The organism is Halomonas sp. MMSF_3323 (assembly GCF_030733595.1).
Lineage (GTDB): Bacteria > Pseudomonadota > Gammaproteobacteria > Pseudomonadales > Halomonadaceae > Halomonas > Halomonas litopenaei.
This window is the reverse complement of record NZ_JASHIT010000007.1, coordinates 143037-160648: the sequence shown is the minus strand read 5'-3', so window position 1 is coordinate 160648 and position 17612 is coordinate 143037. Positions and strand designations below refer to the sequence as shown.

General features: G+C 65.4%; 13 protein-coding genes. 10 read left to right on the top strand and 3 right to left on the bottom strand.

Translation table 11 applies throughout. The annotated features are described in order from the left end of the window. Positions 1-458: 458 nt before the first annotated feature. From RBB39_RS05310 to RBB39_RS05295, 4 genes are all read left to right on the top strand, one after another. Positions 459-1808 carry an MFS transporter gene (locus RBB39_RS05310; RefSeq protein WP_045992599.1) on the top strand — a complete coding sequence of 450 codons (1350 nt, stop codon included), beginning with the start codon at positions 459-461 and terminating at the stop codon, positions 1806-1808. 278 nt (positions 1809-2086) lie between these two features. Then, entirely contained in the window at positions 2087-2776 is a 690-nt protein-coding gene (locus tag RBB39_RS05305) for an SDR family oxidoreductase (RefSeq protein ID WP_045992600.1), read from the top strand. A gap of 64 nt (positions 2777-2840) precedes the next feature. Next, positions 2841-3320 (top strand): peroxiredoxin, encoded by a 480-nt coding sequence (locus RBB39_RS05300; protein ID WP_108450219.1) that lies wholly within the window; start codon positions 2841-2843, stop codon positions 3318-3320. A 284-nt stretch (positions 3321-3604) separates the two neighbouring features. Further along, a complete protein-coding gene (locus tag RBB39_RS05295; RefSeq protein WP_108450220.1) occupies positions 3605-4042 on the top strand; it encodes a GFA family protein in 438 nt (145 codons plus the stop codon). A gap of 178 nt (positions 4043-4220) precedes the next feature. On the opposite strand, the gene RBB39_RS05290 is transcribed toward RBB39_RS05295, so the two are convergent. Next, positions 4221-5777 (bottom strand): phospholipase D family protein, encoded by a 1557-nt coding sequence (locus RBB39_RS05290; protein WP_240184322.1) that lies wholly within the window; start codon positions 5775-5777, stop codon positions 4221-4223. 338 nt (positions 5778-6115) lie between these two features. Between RBB39_RS05290 and RBB39_RS05285 the strand changes: the two genes are divergently transcribed. Genes RBB39_RS05285 through RBB39_RS05270 form a run of 4 tightly spaced genes read left to right on the top strand, consistent with a single transcriptional unit; the run spans position 6116 to position 11382 of the window. Then, a complete protein-coding gene (locus RBB39_RS05285) occupies positions 6116-6658 on the top strand; it encodes a fimbrial protein (RefSeq protein WP_306168875.1) in 543 nt (180 codons plus the stop codon). Beyond that, complete coding sequence (locus RBB39_RS05280) at positions 6655-7446, top strand: molecular chaperone (RefSeq protein ID WP_306168874.1); 792 nt, start codon at positions 6655-6657, stop codon at positions 7444-7446. Before RBB39_RS05285 ends, RBB39_RS05280 begins: the two co-directional genes overlap by 4 nt. A gap of 9 nt (positions 7447-7455) precedes the next feature. Beyond that, positions 7456-10065, top strand: coding sequence for a fimbria/pilus outer membrane usher protein (locus RBB39_RS05275; RefSeq protein ID WP_306168873.1), 2610 nt, complete (start codon positions 7456-7458; stop codon positions 10063-10065). Continuing rightward, complete coding sequence (locus RBB39_RS05270) at positions 10066-11382, top strand: fimbrial protein (protein WP_108450119.1); 1317 nt, start codon at positions 10066-10068, stop codon at positions 11380-11382. Between the two features lie 18 nt (positions 11383-11400). Here RBB39_RS05270 and cobA read toward each other — a convergent pair whose 3' ends face one another. Together cobA and RBB39_RS05260 are read right to left on the bottom strand one after the other, a co-directional pair. Further along, positions 11401-12366, bottom strand: a complete 966-nt coding sequence (cobA, locus tag RBB39_RS05265) for a uroporphyrinogen-III C-methyltransferase (RefSeq protein ID WP_306168872.1) — start codon at positions 12364-12366, stop codon at positions 11401-11403. Then, a complete protein-coding gene (locus RBB39_RS05260; RefSeq protein WP_306168871.1) occupies positions 12329-15160 on the bottom strand; it encodes a nitrate reductase in 2832 nt (943 codons plus the stop codon). The genes cobA and RBB39_RS05260 overlap by 38 nt, the downstream gene beginning before the upstream one ends. 693 nt (positions 15161-15853) lie before the next feature. Here RBB39_RS05260 and RBB39_RS05255 point away from each other — a divergent pair. Next, positions 15854-16453 (top strand): ANTAR domain-containing response regulator, encoded by a 600-nt coding sequence (locus tag RBB39_RS05255; protein ID WP_045994380.1) that lies wholly within the window; start codon positions 15854-15856, stop codon positions 16451-16453. Then, positions 16450-17544: a CmpA/NrtA family ABC transporter substrate-binding protein gene (locus tag RBB39_RS05250; protein ID WP_306168870.1), complete on the top strand. Its 1095-nt coding sequence runs from the start codon at positions 16450-16452 to the stop codon at positions 17542-17544. The genes RBB39_RS05255 and RBB39_RS05250 overlap by 4 nt, the downstream gene beginning before the upstream one ends. Positions 17545-17612 lie beyond the last annotated feature (68 nt).

Sequence of the window (17612 nt, the reverse complement as noted above, 5' to 3'; positions counted from 1 at the left end):
AGCGGCGGGTGACCGCTCCTCCTTGTTCTCTTTTTGTTCGCATCTCTGTTCGCACATCTTCTTGAGTCGTTCCCCTTTCTCTTTCTCTCCCTTCTCTCTCCCTCTACCTTCTCTCTACCTTCTCTCCTTCTGCTCCTTCTCTCTCTTCCTGCTCCTTCTATCTTCGCCGCGCTCCTCTACCTTCTCCCTTTGGCACCAAGTCGGCGCACAGGGGCGGTGTCGAGTGCACAATGATGCAGCGCAATGATGCGATCCTGCTGAAGTGCTATTCCGCATAAAAACCACAAGGTGTTGATATAACGAGATTTCAATAGAAACAGGCATCCCGCTTGCTTAGTAGTGGTTAGCGAGAGCCAGACGTAGACCAGGCCCCAGCGGTACGAGTGCGTCGGACCCGACCTTCAATGGCGAAGGCCACACAAGTTCGAGTGTTCGTCCACCCAGCGAGGGCTGTGTTCATGAATCTGCGCAACAAGGCCAACAGGATTCGCCTGTTTTCCTTCTCGACTCCCCAGATGCGAGCCTTTCACTTCTCCTGGTTCGCCTTCCACCTGTGCTTCTTCGGCTGGTTCGGCATCGCGCCATTGATGGCCGTGGTCAGAGATGACCTCGGACTGACCAAGACCCAGATCGGCAACACCATCATCGCCTCGGTGGCCATCACGGTAATCGTGCGTCTGGCCATCGGCGTCCTGTGTGACCGCATCGGGCCGCGCCTGGCCTACACCTGGCTGCTGTGCCTGGGCGCCATCCCGGTGATGAGCATCGGTTTCGCCGACAGCTTCGAGTCCTTTCTGATGGCCCGCCTGGCCATCGGCGCGATCGGCGCCTCCTTCGTCATCACCCAGTACCACACCTCGGTGATGTTCGCGCCCAATGTGGTGGGTACAGCCAACGCCACCTCCGCCGGCTGGGGCAACCTGGGCGGTGGCACTACCCAGATCCTGATGCCGTTGATCTTTTCTGGCCTGTTGATGCTGGGCGTCAGCGAGACCCTGGGCTGGCGCCTGGCCATGGTGGTCCCAGGTGTGGTGATGTTCATCGCCGGTCTGTGCTATTACCGCTTCACCCAGGACGCGCCCGACGGCAACTTCAAGGACCTGCGTGCACGCGGCGAGCTGCCGGAAGCCTCCGGCGAAGGCTCCATGTCCAGCACCTTCGGCGCCGCCGCCCGGGATATCCGCGTGTGGGCGCTGTTCGTGGTCTATGCCGCCTGTTTCGGCGTCGAACTCACCATCAACAACATCGCCGCCATCTACTTCTTCGACAACTTCGACCTGACCCTGGCCACCGCCGGCATGATCGCCGGACTGTTCGGCCTGATGAACCTGTTCGCTCGCACCATGGGCGGGGTCTTCTCTGACCTGTTCGCCCGCAACGCCGGGCTCAAGGGTCGCGTACGCTGGCTGTTCATCGCCATGCTGTGTGAGGGCGTGGCACTGATGTTCTTCTCCCAGATGCACGTACTGGCGCTGGCCATCGGCCTGATGCTGGTGTTCAGTCTGTTCGTGCAAATGGCCGAAGGCGCCACCTTCGGCGTGGTGCCCTTCATCAACCGTCGCGCCCTCGGCGCGGTGGCCGGTATCGTCGGCGCCGGCGGCAACGCCGGTGCGGTGGCGGCGGGATTCCTGTTCCGTTCCGAATCGATCAGCTACCAGCAGGGGCTATTCTACTTGGGCGCGGCGGTGATCCTGGCCTCGCTGTGCGCGCTGCTGGTGCGCTTCAGCCCCGAGGTCGAAGCCGAAGAAGCCGCCGCCTACGAACAGGCTGCCTCAGGCGAGACAAGGGGCGCGCTGTCGCTGCGCTGAGTCCGCTGTTGCGACCCCTGGCAAGACGACCTGGGCCCGGCATCCTGCCGGGCCTTCTCGTATCGGGCCCAGCCTGACGAGCCCCTCCCGTGCAGGTCCGTCCGCCAATATCCGACAGGACTCATCCTTTTCTGCTACCCGATATCCGGGAAAAGATGCCCCTTGAAAGTCGCAGACGCCGCCCGAAGGATTGCAACAAAGGCAATGGACGAGCATGCTGAATCAATCATACAGAGATAGCCCGTCAAGCCCCGTCACCGAGAGACCAGGAGGAAGCGATGCGAGAACGAGTGTTGCTGATCACCGGAGCGTCAAGCGGCATCGGGGCCGCCACGGCCAGGGCGGCCGCTCGAGAGGGCTATCACCTCGTCCTGGCGGCCCGTTCGAAGGACGGACTCGAGGCCCTGGCTCAGGAGCTGGGACCGGAGAACGTGCTGACGGTCGGCGTCGACGTGACCGACATCGAGGCCCAGAAGACCATGGTGGACGAGACGCTCGAGCGTTTTGGTCGTCTCGACGCGGTGTTCGCCAACGCCGGACGTGGTGGCTCTCCCGGCGGCTTCAGCGAGGCCGACCCGGAAAGCTGGAAGTCGATGCTGATGACCAACGTGTACGGGTTGGGGCTGACCATCCAGGCCTGCCTGCCCGAGCTTAGGCGTAGCCACGGACACATCCTGCTGACCGGCTCGGCAGCGGGGCGTACCACCATCCCCGGCTCCATGTACGGTGCCACCAAGTGGGCGGTCTCCGGCATCGGCTACAACCTGCGCGAGGAACTGCGCGGCAGCGGGATCCGAGTCACGCTCATCGAGCCCGGCATGGTCAACACCCCCTTCTTCGATGAACCACCGGAACATGCCCTGGAAGATCGCGACGTCGCCAACGCCGTGATGTACGCCATCTCCCAGCCGCACCATGTCGACGTCAACGAGATCCTGGTGCGTCCCACGCCACCGCTGGAAGAGTGAACGTCTTCACTCTTCGGACACCACCATCACCGACGCGATTTCACCACACCCAGATGGAGACCTCATGACCATTGCTACCGGCGAACGCCTGCCCGACGTGACCCTCTTTACCAACGGCGACAAGGGTCCAGAGTCACTGACCACCGACGCCTTCTTTTCAGGACGCAAGGTGGTGCTGTTCGCTGTCCCCGGCGCCTTCACTCCGGGCTGTTCCAACACCCATATGCCCGGCTTCGTGGTCAACGCCGACAAGCTGCTGGAAAAGGCCGACGCGGTCGCCTGCCTGGCGGTCAACGACGCCTTCGTCATGGGCGCCTGGCAGAAGGACCAGAACGCCGAAGCGATCACTATGCTGGCCGACGGTAACGCCGATTTCACCCGAGCCATCGGCATGGACAAGGATGCCAGTGCCGCAGGCATGGGCGTGCGCAGCCTGCGCTACGCGATGATCGTCAACGACGGCGTGGTCGAGTATCTGGGCGTCGACACCGAACGCGGCGTGATCGAGGCGTCCAGTGCCGAGACGGTGCTGGCCAGGCTCTAAGGCTTGTACGAAAAGTGCCTGCGCTCGGTAATACGGCGTTAAAAACCGGCTGGTGCGCCAGCCCGGTCAAGATGCTCATTTACACCTCGTAAACTGCGCTTTCTCACCGATTTTTGCCTTGACTAACCATCGCTCGTCGGCTTTTCGTACTAAGCCTGGCGCTGCAAGCGGGGGCTGACGCCCCCGCCTTCAAGCCCCTGCCTTCACCCCCCTTCTTCAAGGCGGTCATCCAGCACAGTTCTGCTAGTCTTGGGGGGTAGCCCCCACTGACGAGAACACGGTCCATGAACGCGACAGCAGACCAGGCCATGCGCCTGAGCGGTACCTGCCTGTGCGGTGCGGTGACACTCAAGGTAGCACTTGAACAGCAGAGCGTCGGCGCCTGCCACTGCCAGATGTGTCGAACCTGGGGCGGCGGCCCGCTGTTGGCACTGGAGTCGGTCAGTCAGCTGACACTCGAAGGCGAAGAGGCTGTCACCTTCTATTCATCGTCCGACTGGGCCGAGCGTGCCTTCTGTCGCCACTGCGGCACCCACCTGTTCTACCGATTGAAGAACGGCGAGCACACTTCGGTACCCGTTGGCCTGATCGACAGCGGAGAAGCCTGGCGGTTCGACCTCCAGATCTTCATCGACGAGAAGCCCCACTGGTACCACTTCGGCAACGACACCCGCAATCTGACAGGCCAGGAACTGTTCGAGGCGTTTTCCAAGGACAGCTGAGACTGGTTCCTCCAGGCCCTTGGCCAGCGTTGGTGACTTGCGCCACGTTCAGCCAAGCCCGCCGTTTTCACTCCGGTGACATACAGACGGCCAGCGCAATGCTGGCCGTCCTGTCTTTGTATCGAGCCGTGTCGAGCCGAGTCTTGCCCTGGCATCTCGGCACTTGCCGCTCGGGACGCTAAAGCATCCACTCCACCGGCAGCACAGAGATCAAGGTTACCGCCGCCCGGCGGAAGATGCCCACGTTGGGCTCGCCGTCGTACTGCACTACCCCTTGCGGCGTACGCTCCAGCCAGATCATGCTGCCGTCTTCGTCCAGCTTGACCTCGTAGGCGTTGTCGAGCACGTCGGTATTGAACACCCGCTGCATTTCCTGAGCGAGCTCCGGACTCTCGATGATAAAGCCGAGTTCGGTATTCAGTCGCGCCGAGCGTGGGTCGAAATTGAACGAGCCGACGAACAGCCGATCGCCGTCCACGGCGAAGGTCTTGGCGTGCAGGCTGGCACCCGAGCTGCCGAAGGGGCCGGCAGACTCGCTGCGCCCCGGCGCATCTGGCGCGCGCTTGAGCTCGAACAACCGGACGCCAGCCTCCAACAGCTCGCGTCGCCGCTTGGCGTAGCCGGCGTGCACTGCGGCCACATCGGTCGCCTCCAGTGCGTTGGTCAGAATGGTCACCTCCACGCCGCGCGCCTCTAGATCGGCGAACATGCGAGTGCCCTTCTCTACCGGCACAAAATACGGCGACACCAGATGCACGCTGTCCCGGGGCGGCCCCAGCAGGCCACGTATGCGTCCGGTCAGCAGGTCTTCATCGGCGGCCAGCCCCAGGCCCTTGGCCGGATCGTCACTGACCATTCTGGTGTTGGCCCAGACCAGCTCAAGGCTACCGTCCTCGATCGACTCGATGAACTGGCTTTCGTCCAGCGCCTGCCGGTACTCCAGCGAATCAGGGGTACGGACGATTTCCGCCGAGGCCTGCTCGAAGCGTGCCAGCCCCTGGCGCCCCACCGAGTCGAGCACCCGACTGGCCGGGTAGGAGGACTGGCTGGCCCAGTACAGATCGAAGTCTTCAGAGACCTGCTCGACCACCGGCCCCACGGCGACGACATCGAGATCGGCGAACATCACGTTATCGCCGGCGCCGAAATACTCGTCACCGATATTGCGCCCGCCGATGATGGTGGCCTGGTTGTCCACCGTCAGTGACTTGTTGTGCATGCGCCGATTGGCCCGGGAGAAGTCGGTCAGGTAGCCGATAAACCGCGGTGAGCGCACCACGAAGGGATTGAACAGGCGTATCTCGATATTGGGGTGAGCATCCAGCGCTGCCAGCTTGTCATCGAGCCCTGCAGTGTTGGTGTCATCGAGCAGCATGCGGACGCGCACGCCACGATTGGCGGCGTCCAGCATGGCCTGATACAGCATCGAGCCGGTGATGTCGTCGTGCCAGATGTAATACTGGACATCGAGGGTCCGCTCTGCCGCTTCCGCCAGCAACAGTCGTGCGGCAAAGGCGTCGTGGGGATTGCGCAGGGTATGGATACCACTCTTGCCGGGATGGGCATCCACATAGGGTGCCAGCATCTCGCCGAGCGCCGTGTCGCGGGCCTGCTCCAGCGTCAGATGCTGTGTCTGGCTACGCCCTTCCAGGGAGGGCAGGCCGCTGCATCCAGTTAACAACACGGCCACCGATAGCCACAGGGCAAGCATCAGCGGTTTTCCGATAACGGGCATTCGAGAGTTCCATTCGTCGCTGGGTTGGCCGTTACAGCATAGCGAAGTTGCAGAAGAACCACCGCAAGGCTTTTTCTCATCGCCGGCCTCCTCGGCCGCCCCCTCGATCAACCTCTCGATAGCCCTCTCGATGCCCTCTCGATGCCCCCCCAACGCCGCCACCGTTGCCACCCGAACGCCATATTGACCACAACGAGCGATCGCAGCCTTCGTTCGTCGCTGCACTGATTTACGTCAAATCTAATTTTACTTTTTCTAATAGCCTTTCCCCTATCCCCTCACGCAGGCCTTCTCCACCGCCGTGAAAAGCCGACTGCCCCGAACAAGAGGAAACCACGATGCCCGTCCGTCACTTCTCCATCACCCGGCTGAGCCTTGTCGCTCTGTTGCTTGCCGGTACCTCGGCCCAGGCCGCCGACGGCACCATCAGCTTCACCGGCGAAATCGTCGCGGCCAACTGCACCATACCGACGGCCGCCACTACCGTGACGCTACCCAAGGTGTCCACCAGCGCCTTCGGCGCCTCCGGCACCCGAGCAGGCCAGAAGGCCTTCCAGCTCGTGCTGAAATGCGCCGCCGGCGCTACCGGCCGCAACAAGGTCTCGGTGCGCTTTACCGGAGATGACACCCAGGTGGATCCGGTCACCGGGTTGTTCCTGCTCACCAGCGACAGCACTGCCAAGGACGTGGGGATCGCCGTCTACGATGCCAACGACGATTGGGTCAAGGCGGCCGACAACGACAGCACCCCGCCGGTGGACATCGTGGCAGGCGATGACACGACGGTCATTTCCCTAAGCGCCTGGTACCAGTCCACCGCCGCCACGGTAACCGCCGGCACCGTCAAGGCCAGCGGCAATATCGAGATTGTCTACCAATGACCGCGATAGAAGGCCCCGGCGCCTCGCCCTTTGCCATGCGGGCGTGGCAGCGACTGGTGATACACGCCCTCGGCCTGGGTCTGAGTCTGTGTCTTGCGCTCATGATCGCGGCGTTGCCAGGCCACAAGGCCGAGGCCAGCATCACCATCAATGGCACCCGCGTCATCTATCAGGAGGCCCAGCGGGAGCAGACGCTCCGGCTGGAAAACCAGGATAGTGTCCCGGTGCTGGTCCAGGCCTGGGCCGACCGCCACGCCGGAGGGCGCCCGGCGCGGGACGCCGAGTCGCCATTTCTGGTGACGCCATCGGTATTCCGTCTCGACCCCGGAGAGAGTCAGACCCTGCGTATCCTGCGCATTCGCGACGTGCAAAGGTCCGACCAGGAGTCGCTCTACTGGCTCAACATCAAGGAGGTGCCACCGCTACCCCAGGGGACCACCAACCGACTGCAGCTAGGCATCCTGACACGCCTGAAACTGTTCTATCGTCCGACGGGCCTCGCCGGTGAACCCGGCGACGCCATCGCCAATCTTCAGTGGCATCTGGCGCCTGGCCCCGACCTGCGCCTGGTGTGCGACAACCCCTCGAACTACCACGTGTCGTTGATCGGCGGTGCCTGGCGGCAGTTCAGCGACCACGATGATCTTTCCCTCGACATGCTGGCTCCGCACAGCGAGGCAAGCTGGTCACTGCAGACGAGGCCTGCGCCAGGGTCATCACTGTGGTACCGGGCGATCAACGACTACGGCGCCGTCGTGGTGCGCGAGGCCATCCCGGACACCGAATGAACCGACGACATGGCACTACCGTCTACCGAGTCGACGCCGCTGGCCGCTGCCAGACATCCTCCCCCCTGCCGGTGGTGCTTCACCGCCGGGCGCTACCGGTGGCGAGCGGCATTGGTGGTCGCGGCGGCAGTGGTGGCGACGGTGACAGGGCCACGGCCGGTCCAGGCCGACGAGGTGACCTTCGACCCAGCCTTCCTCGAAGACGCCAGTCTCGACATGCGTCGCTTCTCCCGCCCGGACTACGTGGTACCAGGCGACTATCTGGTCGATCTGACGCTCAACCAGACGCCACTGGGACGCTATCCGCTGCGTGTCGAGGACACCCCGGACGGAACACAGCGACTTACCCTGCCCCTCGACGCCTGGTTGGCCGCGCGCCTTGAGCCGGCCATCGAACAGGAAGTGCGAGACATCTGCCGGCTGGACGCCAACTGCTTTCTGGGGGTGGACGCCGCCCTGCCCGGCGCCAGCCTGGATCTCGACATCGGTGACCTGCGCGCCCACCTCAGCGTGCCCCAGGCGTTGCTTCATCGGCTGCCTCGTGGCCAGGTCGACAGCGCGCGCTGGGAGCCCGGCACCACCGCCCTGCTGGCCAACTATCAAGTGAACGGTTATCGCTCGAGCACCGACGAAGGGCACTATCAAAGTGCCTTTCTCGGCACGACGCTCGGCGCCAACCTTGGCCTGTGGCAGTTTCGCAGCAGCCTCAACGTTTCCCGCAGCGATGACGGCGACGTCGACTGGGACAGCCTTCATCACTACGTTCAGCGGCCCCTGCCGGACCAGGGCTTGCTGCTGCGGGCCGGCGAGATCAACACCCGAGGGGACTTCTTCGATTCGCTGGCGCTGCGCGGAGTCACGCTACGCACAGAGACCCGCATGCTGCCCGACAGTCGACGTGGCTACGCTCCCGTGGTCCGCGGCAGCGCCAGAACCCAGGCGCATGTCACCATCTCCCAGCAGGGGCGGCGTCTGCTCGAGACCAGCGTGCCTCCCGGCCCCTTCGAGATCGACGACCTCTATCCCACCGGCTACGGGGGTGATCTTGAGGTGAAAGTCACCGAGGCCGATGGACGCGTCGAGCGCTACAGCGTGCCCTATGCTGCCGTCCCGGGCCTGCTGAGACCGGGGCAATCGCGCCTCTCGCTGGCCGCCGGTCAGTACCATGCCAAAGGCCTCGATGACCCTCCCTCACTGCTGGAGGCCGGCTATCGACGGGGGCTCGACAACGCCATCACCGCCTACGGCGGCGCCCAGCTCAGCGAACACTACTGGTCTCCGCTGATCGGCGCCGCCTTCAATACCCCCGCGGGGGCCATTGCTCTCGATGCCCAGTACGCCCACGCCGACCTTCCCCAGGGAGGGCGCAACGGCTGGAGTCTCGAGGCCTCCTACAGCCGCCACCTGCAATCCACCGATACCGACATCAATCTGGCGGCGTATCGCTACTCGACCACGGGGTTCGTGTCGCTGGCAGACGCCGCCTGGATTGCCGACGCTGACGACGACGGCGCTCAGGCAGATGAAGGGTACGAAGACGACAGCACGACCATCGATCAACGCAGTCGTCTGCAGCTCAATCTGAGCCAGCCCCTCGGGCCACATACACGCATCTCCGCAACCGGCAGCCTGGCGGACTACTGGCATCGCGGCGGCACCGAGTCGTCCTACCAGCTGAGTCTGAGTCACCGCATCGGGCGCGTCAGCCTTGCCCTCAACCTGTCGCGCACCGACAACCGTGAAGGAGAGGCCGAGCACCGGGCGCTGGTATCGCTGACGCTGCCGCTGTCCAACGCGTCCTTCGCCCCACGTCTGGGTGTCTCCGCCAGTCGTGACAGCCGCCATCATGACGATACCCACCTCGACCTCACCGGCACCCTGGGCGACGAAGGCGAGCTGTCCTACGGGCTATTCGCCAATCAGACCCGCGGCCCGAAGGAGCGCTACCGCTCCTATGGGCTCAACCTGTCGAGCGGAACCTCCGTCGGCCGCTTCACCGCGGCAGGCTCGAAAAGCGACGACTACCGACAACTTTCCATCGGCGCCAGCGGCGCCGTGCTGATACACCGCCACGGCGTGACCTTCGGCCAGAGCACCAGCGATACCGTAGGCCTGGTCAGCGCCCCGGGGGGCGCCGGCGCTCGCGTCACCAACGCCGCCAACCTGACCCTCGACGATGACGGCGAGGCATTGGTCCCCTACTTGACGGCCTACCACGACAACGCGGTCCAGCTGGACCCGCGCGGCGCCGCCACCTCGGTGGAATTTCAGCGAACTTCGATCGATGTCGCGCCCTATGCCGGCGCGGTGGTGCCACTGCGCTTCGCCACTCGAACCGGGCTGCCGGTGGTGATCGTGCTGGAGCAGAACGGCCGGGGCGTACCGCTGGGCGCCGAAGTCAGCGCCACCGACGGACGCAAGCTGGGGGTGGTCGGCGCCGGCGGCATGCTGCTACTGCGCGATCTGACGCCCGGTACCTCGCTCCAGGTGACGTTGGGAGGCGAACGACGTTGCTGGGCACGTCCTGTCTGGACGCCTCCGACGGACAGCGACGAGATACCGATCGTCACCAGCCCCTGCCAGCCAACGCCACTGAAAGACCTGCTGGAGACAACGTGAATGCGCACCATCGGCTTGAAGACCCGCAGCGCGAGCGCTCCGCTGCGTTTCGCCATCAGACTTCTCGGCTTGCTGCTGTCGATCGCCGCACTGCTGTCGGCGACCTCGGTGGAGGCCAGCTGCCGACGCATCAACCCACCATGGAGTGACCAGCCTCTGACGGTAAATTTTGGCGCCGAGATCGTGCTCGACGAAAACGTGGCCGTCGGCACGCCCATCGCCACGGCGGTCATCCCCGGCAGCCAACTCTATGCGATCAAAGGAGGCTGGGTCGCCACCTGCAACAATCAGGACGATGCGATCAAGTACTGGTGGCTCGAGCAGCACTACTCCCAGTCCAGCGGCTCCCACCCGGTCCCCGGCATCAGCGTGGACAGCGCCGACGGGCGCGTCTACATCATGCAGGACAGCGGTAGCCGCAATCCCTACGGCGGCGGGGGCAGCGGCAGCGTCGGCTATACCACGGAATTGCTGGTCAACGGCAGCGCCCATGCGTTCGCCTGGGTCTCCGCTTCCCCCAACAAGAACATTCCCCCGATCGGCGAGGAGATCCACGGCATCCCCTGCAGCGACGCCCTGCTGGGAACGGGTGAGGCCGAGGGTTATCCCCCCCTGATAGATATCAACTGCCCCATCGGTGACTACGCGGTCAACTGGCGCCAGCTTCCCCCCTTCCAGATCAAGGTCACGCTCTACCGCATGGCCGGTTCCCCAGGCACCAGCGGTGTACAGCTTCAGAACAACAACAACGCCGGCTTCAGCCTGTTCTCGCTGATGAACCGCCAGAGCACGCCACCTTCAAATAATGGAGACCTGTTCAATCTGGTCAGGCTGCAGCTGGCCCAGCGCACTCGGGTTCGAATCAATCCCTGCCATGGCATCAACAATGTCTCGGTGTCACTGGGAGAGGTAGGCAGCCATCGCTTCACCACCCTGGGCCAGCCTGCCTCAGGCGTCGCCGACACCCCGGTACATGTCACCGCCTGGTGTCACTCCGACGGCGACATCAAGTGGGCCGTACTGGGCAAGTCGGCAGCCTACGATCCCGGCGGGAATCAGGGTATTCTGGCCCTGGACAGTGCGGAGGAAAGCGCCAGCGGCGTGGGTATCCAGCTGATCCACACCGGTAGCCTGGCGCCACTGCCGATCACCCCCGAAGGCAGCGCCTTCGACGCCTACCGCTGGATCGACACCAACCTTCATGCGCAGGGCGGCAACATCTTGATGCTCGACTTTCTGGCCCGCTACGTGAAGACCGGCACCGTCACGCCAGGTACCGCCAATGGCCATGCCACCCTGGTGCTGTCGCCTAAATGAGTTTCCACCGTCTTCGCTCTACGACAGGCAGGCAGCCGGTTCAGCAACGCTCGCCCGGCTGCCGGCGACCCGCGACACCACCCCGCCGACGATGATCAGGCAGGGGGATGGCAAGGGGTTCTCCGCCAGGCGCTGATCGATATTGCCAAGGGTGCCCACCAACGAGGCCATCTCGGGAAGACTGGCGTTGGCCACCAGCATCACCGGCCAGTCCTGTGGCAGGCCTGCGCCACGCAGGCCACGGGTAATCGCGCCAAGCTTGTTGAGCCCCATGTAGAACACCAAGGTCTCGTCGCGTCGGGCCAGTGATGCCCAGTCCGGCTCGCCCCCCTCGCGACACTGCTGGGCGGTGATCAGGCGAAGGCTCTGGGCGTGGCCGCGATCGGTCAGCGGAATCCCCATGGCGGCGCAGGCGCTGGCCGCCGCCGAGATGCCGGGCACGATCTCACGCGCAATGCCGGCCTCGTCGAGGGCGTCGAGTTCTTCCCCGAGGCGCCCGAAGATGCCCGGATCGCCGCCCTTGAGGCGCACCACCGCCTTGCCCTGGCGCGCCAGCGCCACCAGCAGGGTGCCGATCTGCGCCTGATCGACGCTGTGGTGGCCCCTGGCCTTGCCGACATAGTGGCGCTCGACACCGGCCGGAATCATCGCCAGCACCTCGGGCCCCACCAGGCGGTCGTAGACCACCGCGTCGGCGTGTTCGATCCGATCCAGCGCCTTGAGCGTCAGCAGTTCACCCGCACCGCTGCCCGCCCCCACCAGCGCGACCCGGCCAACAGCGCCGCCTGACCGATGGCCAGCGCCGCTGGCAGCGGACCGGGAGGCCAGCCGGTCGGCCCAATGCTGGCTTTGCCCTGCCAGTCGCCCCAGCAGCATCGACAACCCGTCCAGACGACGTGCCAGCCAAGGCGTCGTCCCCGCTTCAACAAGGTGACCCAGCCGGTCTCTAGGCCGACTGGGGTTGTGCACGCTCGATGCGACCACGGCTCTTCTCCTCTTCCACCAGACTCTTCAATTCGGGAATACAACTGCCGCACTGGGTGCCACAGGCCAGCCGCGCGCCGAGCGCCTCGACGCTGTCGTCGCCGGCACGAATCGCCCGCTGGATCGGGGTGCGCCCCACCTGATGGCAACTGCACACGATCGGCCCCTGGTCAGCGGCGCCGTCATGACAGGCCGCCAGCACTCGCCGCCGATGCTGCTGACCCATGGCCTCGCCACGTGCGGCCTCGTCGAAGCGCTCGCACAGCCAGCCAAGCCCCGGCAGTTCGCTGACCGGGCCAACCATCAGCCACCAGCACAGGCGTCCTTGCTCGAACCCCGCCAGGCGCCAGCGACCACTGGCCGGGTCCTGGGCCACCGGGCCCAGCTCCCCCGGCAACTGGCGTGCGGCCCAGTCGAGCCAGTCGCGTTCGACGCCCGCTTTCTCGACGCTCCCTTTCTCAACACCCCCTGGCTCGATCGGCTCACCGGCCAGTTGCCATCGCTCCGCCGAGGCCAGCGGGACCCGCGTCCAGTAGTTCGTCCCCTCGACCACCCGGGCCGCCAGGCCCGAACCCTCGGGTGGTCCCTGCTGGGCCAGTGCCCGGGAAACCACCAGGGTCGCCTCCCAGGCGTGCTGCAGCGGCGTGACCGCCACCGCGCCATGCTTGGTCTCCGGCTGGCCAGAAAGCGGATCAACGTCCGGGGCGAACAGGCTCCCCGCCAGCGGCGAGTGACTGAAGCGCGGTGTCCAGTGGATGGGCACGAACACTTCCCCACGGCGCTGGGCGGCAGAGACCCTGACGCGGGCGCGCATCTCGCCGCTGCGCGAGCGGATCCTGGCGAGCCCCTGGTCACACAGCCCCAGGGCCTCGGCGTCATCCCGATGGACCTCGACGAAGGGCTCGGAGCGGTGATTCATCAGTCGGCTGGCCCTGGCGGTACGGGTCATGGTGTGCCACTGATCGCGCACCCGCCCCGAATTCAGCCGCAGCGGATAGTCGGCGTCAGGCGCCTGGCGCGGCGCCCGCGCGCTCACCGGCCACAGCCGTGCCCGGCCACTCTCGGTGTAGAAGCGGCCGTTTTCGAACAGCCGCGCGGTGCCTCGTGGTGCGCTTGCCGTCACCGGCCACTGGATCGGTGCGAGATCGTCGTACTCGACCCGGGACAGCCCCGCCAGCCCGGAAATATCGAAGGCCCGCCGTCCCTGGTTGTCGAGGCCCGACAAGCGCGCATGCTCGTCGAAGATCTCGCTGGGGTGGTCATAGGCGAAGGCCTCGCCGAAGCCCAGGCGCTCGGCCACCCGGCACAGGATCCACCAGTCGTGGCGGGCCTCGCCCGGCGGCGGCAGGAGACCGCGCTGGCGCGAGATACGCCGCTCGGAGTTGGTGACGGTACCGTCCTTTTCCGACCAGCCGCTGGCCGGCAACACGATATCGGCAAGTTCCACCAGGTCGGTGTCGGCCATGCATTCCGACACGATCACCAGCGGACAGCGCTCGATGGCGCGGCGCACCCGGTCGGCATCCGGCAGGCTCACCAGAGGGTTGGTGGCCATGATCCACAGCGCCTGGATGTCGCCGCGCTCGACGGCCTGAAACAGTTCGACCGCCTTGTGGCCGGGCTCCCGGGGCAGTGTCGGCACCAGCGCCTCGGTCGACCAGAAGCGGGTCAGCCGTTCGATGGCGCCCGGGGTGTGATAGTCCATATGGGCGGCCAGCTGGTTGGCCAGCCCACCGACCTCGCGCCCGCCCATGGCGTTGGGCTGGCCGGTGATGGAAAAGGGGCCGGCGCCGGGCAGGCCAATCTTGCCGCCGGCCAGGTGGCAGTTGAGGATGGCCTGGCACTTGTCGGTGCCGCTGGTCGACTGGTTCACGCCCTGAGAGTAAAGCGTGACCACGTGCAGCTGGGTGGCAAACCAGTAGTAGAAGGTCTCGAGGCGCTCGGCGTCGAGATCGCAGGCCGCCGCCACCGCCTCGATGTCCGACGCCTCGTCCAGGGCGGCGGCAATCGTCTCTTCGGCGCCGTCCACATGGCGCTTCAGATAGACCTCATCGAGCCGTTGGCGACGGGCCATCCAGGCCAGCAGGCCATTGAACAGCAAAGCATCGCTGCCGGGACGCAGCCCCAGGTACAGATCGGCGATCTCGCAGCTATCGGTGACCCGAGGATCGATGACCACGACCCGCATCAGCGGATTGCGGGTCTTGGCCAGACGCAGCCGCTGATACAGCACCGGATGGTTCCAGGCCAGATTGGACCCCACCAGCACCACCAGTTCGGCCTCTTCCAGGTCCTCGTAGTTGCAGGGGACGGCGTCGGCGCCCAGGGTGCGCTTGTAGGCTGCCACCGCCGACGCCATGCACAGCCGCGAGTTGGTATCCAGGTGCGGTGTCCCGAGAAATCCCTTGAACAGCTTGTTGGCGACGTAGTAGTCCTCGGTCAATAGCTGCCCGGACAGGTAGCCGGCAATGGCCTGTGGGCCGCTACCCTCGGCAATCGCTCCCAGACGCTCGGCGACGGCGTCCAGCGCGCTGTCCCAGTCGGTCTCGCGACCGTCCACCCTGGGTCGCGTCAAGCGCCCCTGAACGCCAAGGGTCTCCGCCAGGGCCGAGCCCTTGACGCACAGGCGACCGAAGTTGGCCGGGTGATCCCGATCCCCCCTGAGGGTAACCGCCTCGCCATCGCGACGAAGCTCGACGCCGCAGCCGACCCCGCAGTAGGGACAGGTGGTACCTGTGGCCTCGCCGCCTGCACCGCTGTCGATCTCCGTGCTGTCGCTATCCGTCCGGGTCATCGCGCTCTCCTGTCGGCCATCTTGCTGCCTTGGCATATCGTCGGCATCTCATCGGCAGATCATCGCTCCGCTAGCGGCCGGGCCTTGATCGGTCGGGCCTTGCTGCGGCCCAAACGCACAACGCCCATCCCGTCGAGCGAGGCTCGAGGAGATGGGCGTCGTTGCCGGATGAAATCCCGCGCTGGATTTCGTGTGTGCTAGCGCCCGTTGCGGACGAGTTGTCGGACCGGCCCACCCGCCACCAGCGTCGGGACCCTTCCTGGCCCGGCTTAGTGATGCCCATGGCACCAACAACGGCACTAGCTTTGCCAGTAACCAAAGCAAACCCTGTGCCAGAACACCACAATCGCCCCCTGCAGTGTGGAATGCCGGTGCCAGCCAATTGAAGCCACGACGTTTTTTTCTGACGTTTGCCCAGGCGATGGTGGCGATAAGACGTCTGACAGACCCCAGGCTCGCACCACAACGAACGATGGAGGCCACCGTTTACGCACCCTTTCGGTGCGCGAGCGCCTGCCCGGCATATCTGCGGGGGCACGGTGGCGGCTTTGCAGGGGGTTATCTCCCTGACAGAAAACGACAAGATCGAAAATGGAACGCCTTTTGCGCTGACAGGTGCAGAGGCACCCAAGGTGCACCCCTCATCACGTCGACTCGAGCTCTATCGAGCGACAGCATCATCGAGCCACGCCCATGCCCGAACACGACACCTTGAAGGTCCTGCTGGTCGACGACGAGATAGTGCGCGCCGCCATGGTCGAAGAGGCGCTTGCGCTGGACGGACACCAGGTGGTCTGCCGACTGTCAAGCCCGGCCAGCCTCAACGACATGGTGCAGCAGCATCAACCCGACGTGGTCATCATCGACATGGAATCGCCTGACCGGGACACCCTGGAAAGCATGGCGCTGCTGCAGCGGGAAAACCCTCGACCGGTGGTGTTCTTCGCCGACCAGCACGACCCCGAATCGCTCAAGGCAGCGGTGAAGGCCGGCGTCAGCGCCTATGTGGTGGACGGTCTGGCGGCCAACCGCGTCAAGGCGGTCATCGATGTCGCCATCGCCCGCTTCGAAGCCTTTCAGGGAATGCGCCGCGACCTCGACAAGGCACGCAATCAGCTCGCCGACCGCAAGCGCATCGAACAGGCCAAGGGCCTGTTGATGAAGCATCAGAGCTGCGATGAGGAACAGGCCTACCGCATGCTCCGCAAGCTGGCCATGGACCGCGGCCAGCGCATCGCCCAGGTCGCCCAGAACGTCATCGACATCCTCAAGCCACTGGAGAAGGGATCATGAGTCCATCGCTGTCTTCTGACGCGGCCAGCACGTCCAGAACTGGCGCGCCGCATCCACCCGAGCTCGCCAGCCTGACCCTGGGATTCGTGCCGCTGCTGGATGCTGCGCTGTTGATCATCGCCCGGGAAGGCGGCTTCTTCGCCGCCCAGGGAGTCGAGGTCAGCCTGTCACGCGAGAACGCCTGGTCCACCCTGCGCGACAAGGTCGCCGCCGGCCTGCTTGACGGCGCCCAGATGCTGGCGCCGATGCCGCTGGCCATGAGCCTGGGGTTGTCCCGCGCGCCTTGTGACACCCTGGCCGCCGCGGTGCTGAGCCGCCAGGGCAATACGCTGGTGCTGTCTCGCCGCCTGGCCGAGGCGGTCGGCGCTTCGGTCGACAGCGGGGAGCCCGGCGCCTTCGGCGCGGCCAGCGAACTGGCCCGGCGCTTCAAGGCCTCGCTGAAAGAAGGCACCCGGCCACGCCTGGCCATGGTCTACCCCTACTCCTGCCAGCACCTGTTGCTGCGTGACTGGCTGGCCCGCGGCGACATCGACGTCGACCGCGAGGTCGAACTGGTCGCGCTGCCGCCCCCGCGCATGGTGGACGCCTTGCGCGAAGGCGAGATCGATGGCTTCTGCGTCGGCGAGCCCTGGGGCAGCCTGGCCCAGCATCGTCAGGTGGGTCGAGTGGTGGCCAGCGGTGCGGAACTGATGCCGGCGCATCCCGAGAAGGTGCTGGGGGTGACGGCCTCCTGGGCGCGGCGCTACCCGAATACCCTGTCCGCGCTGCTGCGCGCCCTCCAGGCCGCCGCCCTGTGGCTGGACAAGGCGCCTGAGGCCAGACGCCAGACCCTGGCCTGGCTGGCACTGCCCCCCTACCTCGATGAAGCCGTAGGCCATCTCGACGAGCTGCCGCTGGAAGCCGCCCCGGGCTACCCCTGCATCGGTGAGCGACTGCGCCCCCTGACGGCCGACTTCGAGGGGCTGATCCAGCGGTTGTCGCCGCTGCTCGAGGCTCGCGGGCGACAGCTCGACACCGCCACCCTGGAGGAGTGCTACAGCGCTGTGCATTACGACGCCGCCACGCACCAGTACGGTGCCGACACGCCCTGAACCCTGCCTGACCGATGCTGACGCCCGCCACCAGGGCCTGCACCAACAGGCTGTTTTACCTGCACAAA

Coding starts and splice junctions, on each gene's coding strand:
- RBB39_RS05295 (WP_108450220.1), top strand. CDS start 3,605: ATGAACGCGACAGCAGACCAGGCCATGCGCCTGAGCGGTACCTGCCTG.
- RBB39_RS05260 (WP_306168871.1), bottom strand. CDS start 15,160: ATGACCCGGACGGATAGCGACAGCACGGAGATCGACAGCGGTGCAGGC.
- RBB39_RS05280 (WP_306168874.1), top strand. CDS start 6,655: ATGACCGCGATAGAAGGCCCCGGCGCCTCGCCCTTTGCCATGCGGGCG.
- RBB39_RS05305 (WP_045992600.1), top strand. CDS start 2,087: ATGCGAGAACGAGTGTTGCTGATCACCGGAGCGTCAAGCGGCATCGGG.
- RBB39_RS05250 (WP_306168870.1), top strand. CDS start 16,450: ATGAGTCCATCGCTGTCTTCTGACGCGGCCAGCACGTCCAGAACTGGC.
- RBB39_RS05300 (WP_108450219.1), top strand. CDS start 2,841: ATGACCATTGCTACCGGCGAACGCCTGCCCGACGTGACCCTCTTTACC.
- RBB39_RS05270 (WP_108450119.1), top strand. CDS start 10,066: ATGCGCACCATCGGCTTGAAGACCCGCAGCGCGAGCGCTCCGCTGCGT.
- RBB39_RS05255 (WP_045994380.1), top strand. CDS start 15,854: ATGCCCGAACACGACACCTTGAAGGTCCTGCTGGTCGACGACGAGATA.
- RBB39_RS05290 (WP_240184322.1), bottom strand. CDS start 5,777: ATGCCCGTTATCGGAAAACCGCTGATGCTTGCCCTGTGGCTATCGGTG.
- RBB39_RS05275 (WP_306168873.1), top strand. CDS start 7,456: ATGGCACTACCGTCTACCGAGTCGACGCCGCTGGCCGCTGCCAGACAT.
- RBB39_RS05310 (WP_045992599.1), top strand. CDS start 459: ATGAATCTGCGCAACAAGGCCAACAGGATTCGCCTGTTTTCCTTCTCG.
- RBB39_RS05285 (WP_306168875.1), top strand. CDS start 6,116: ATGCCCGTCCGTCACTTCTCCATCACCCGGCTGAGCCTTGTCGCTCTG.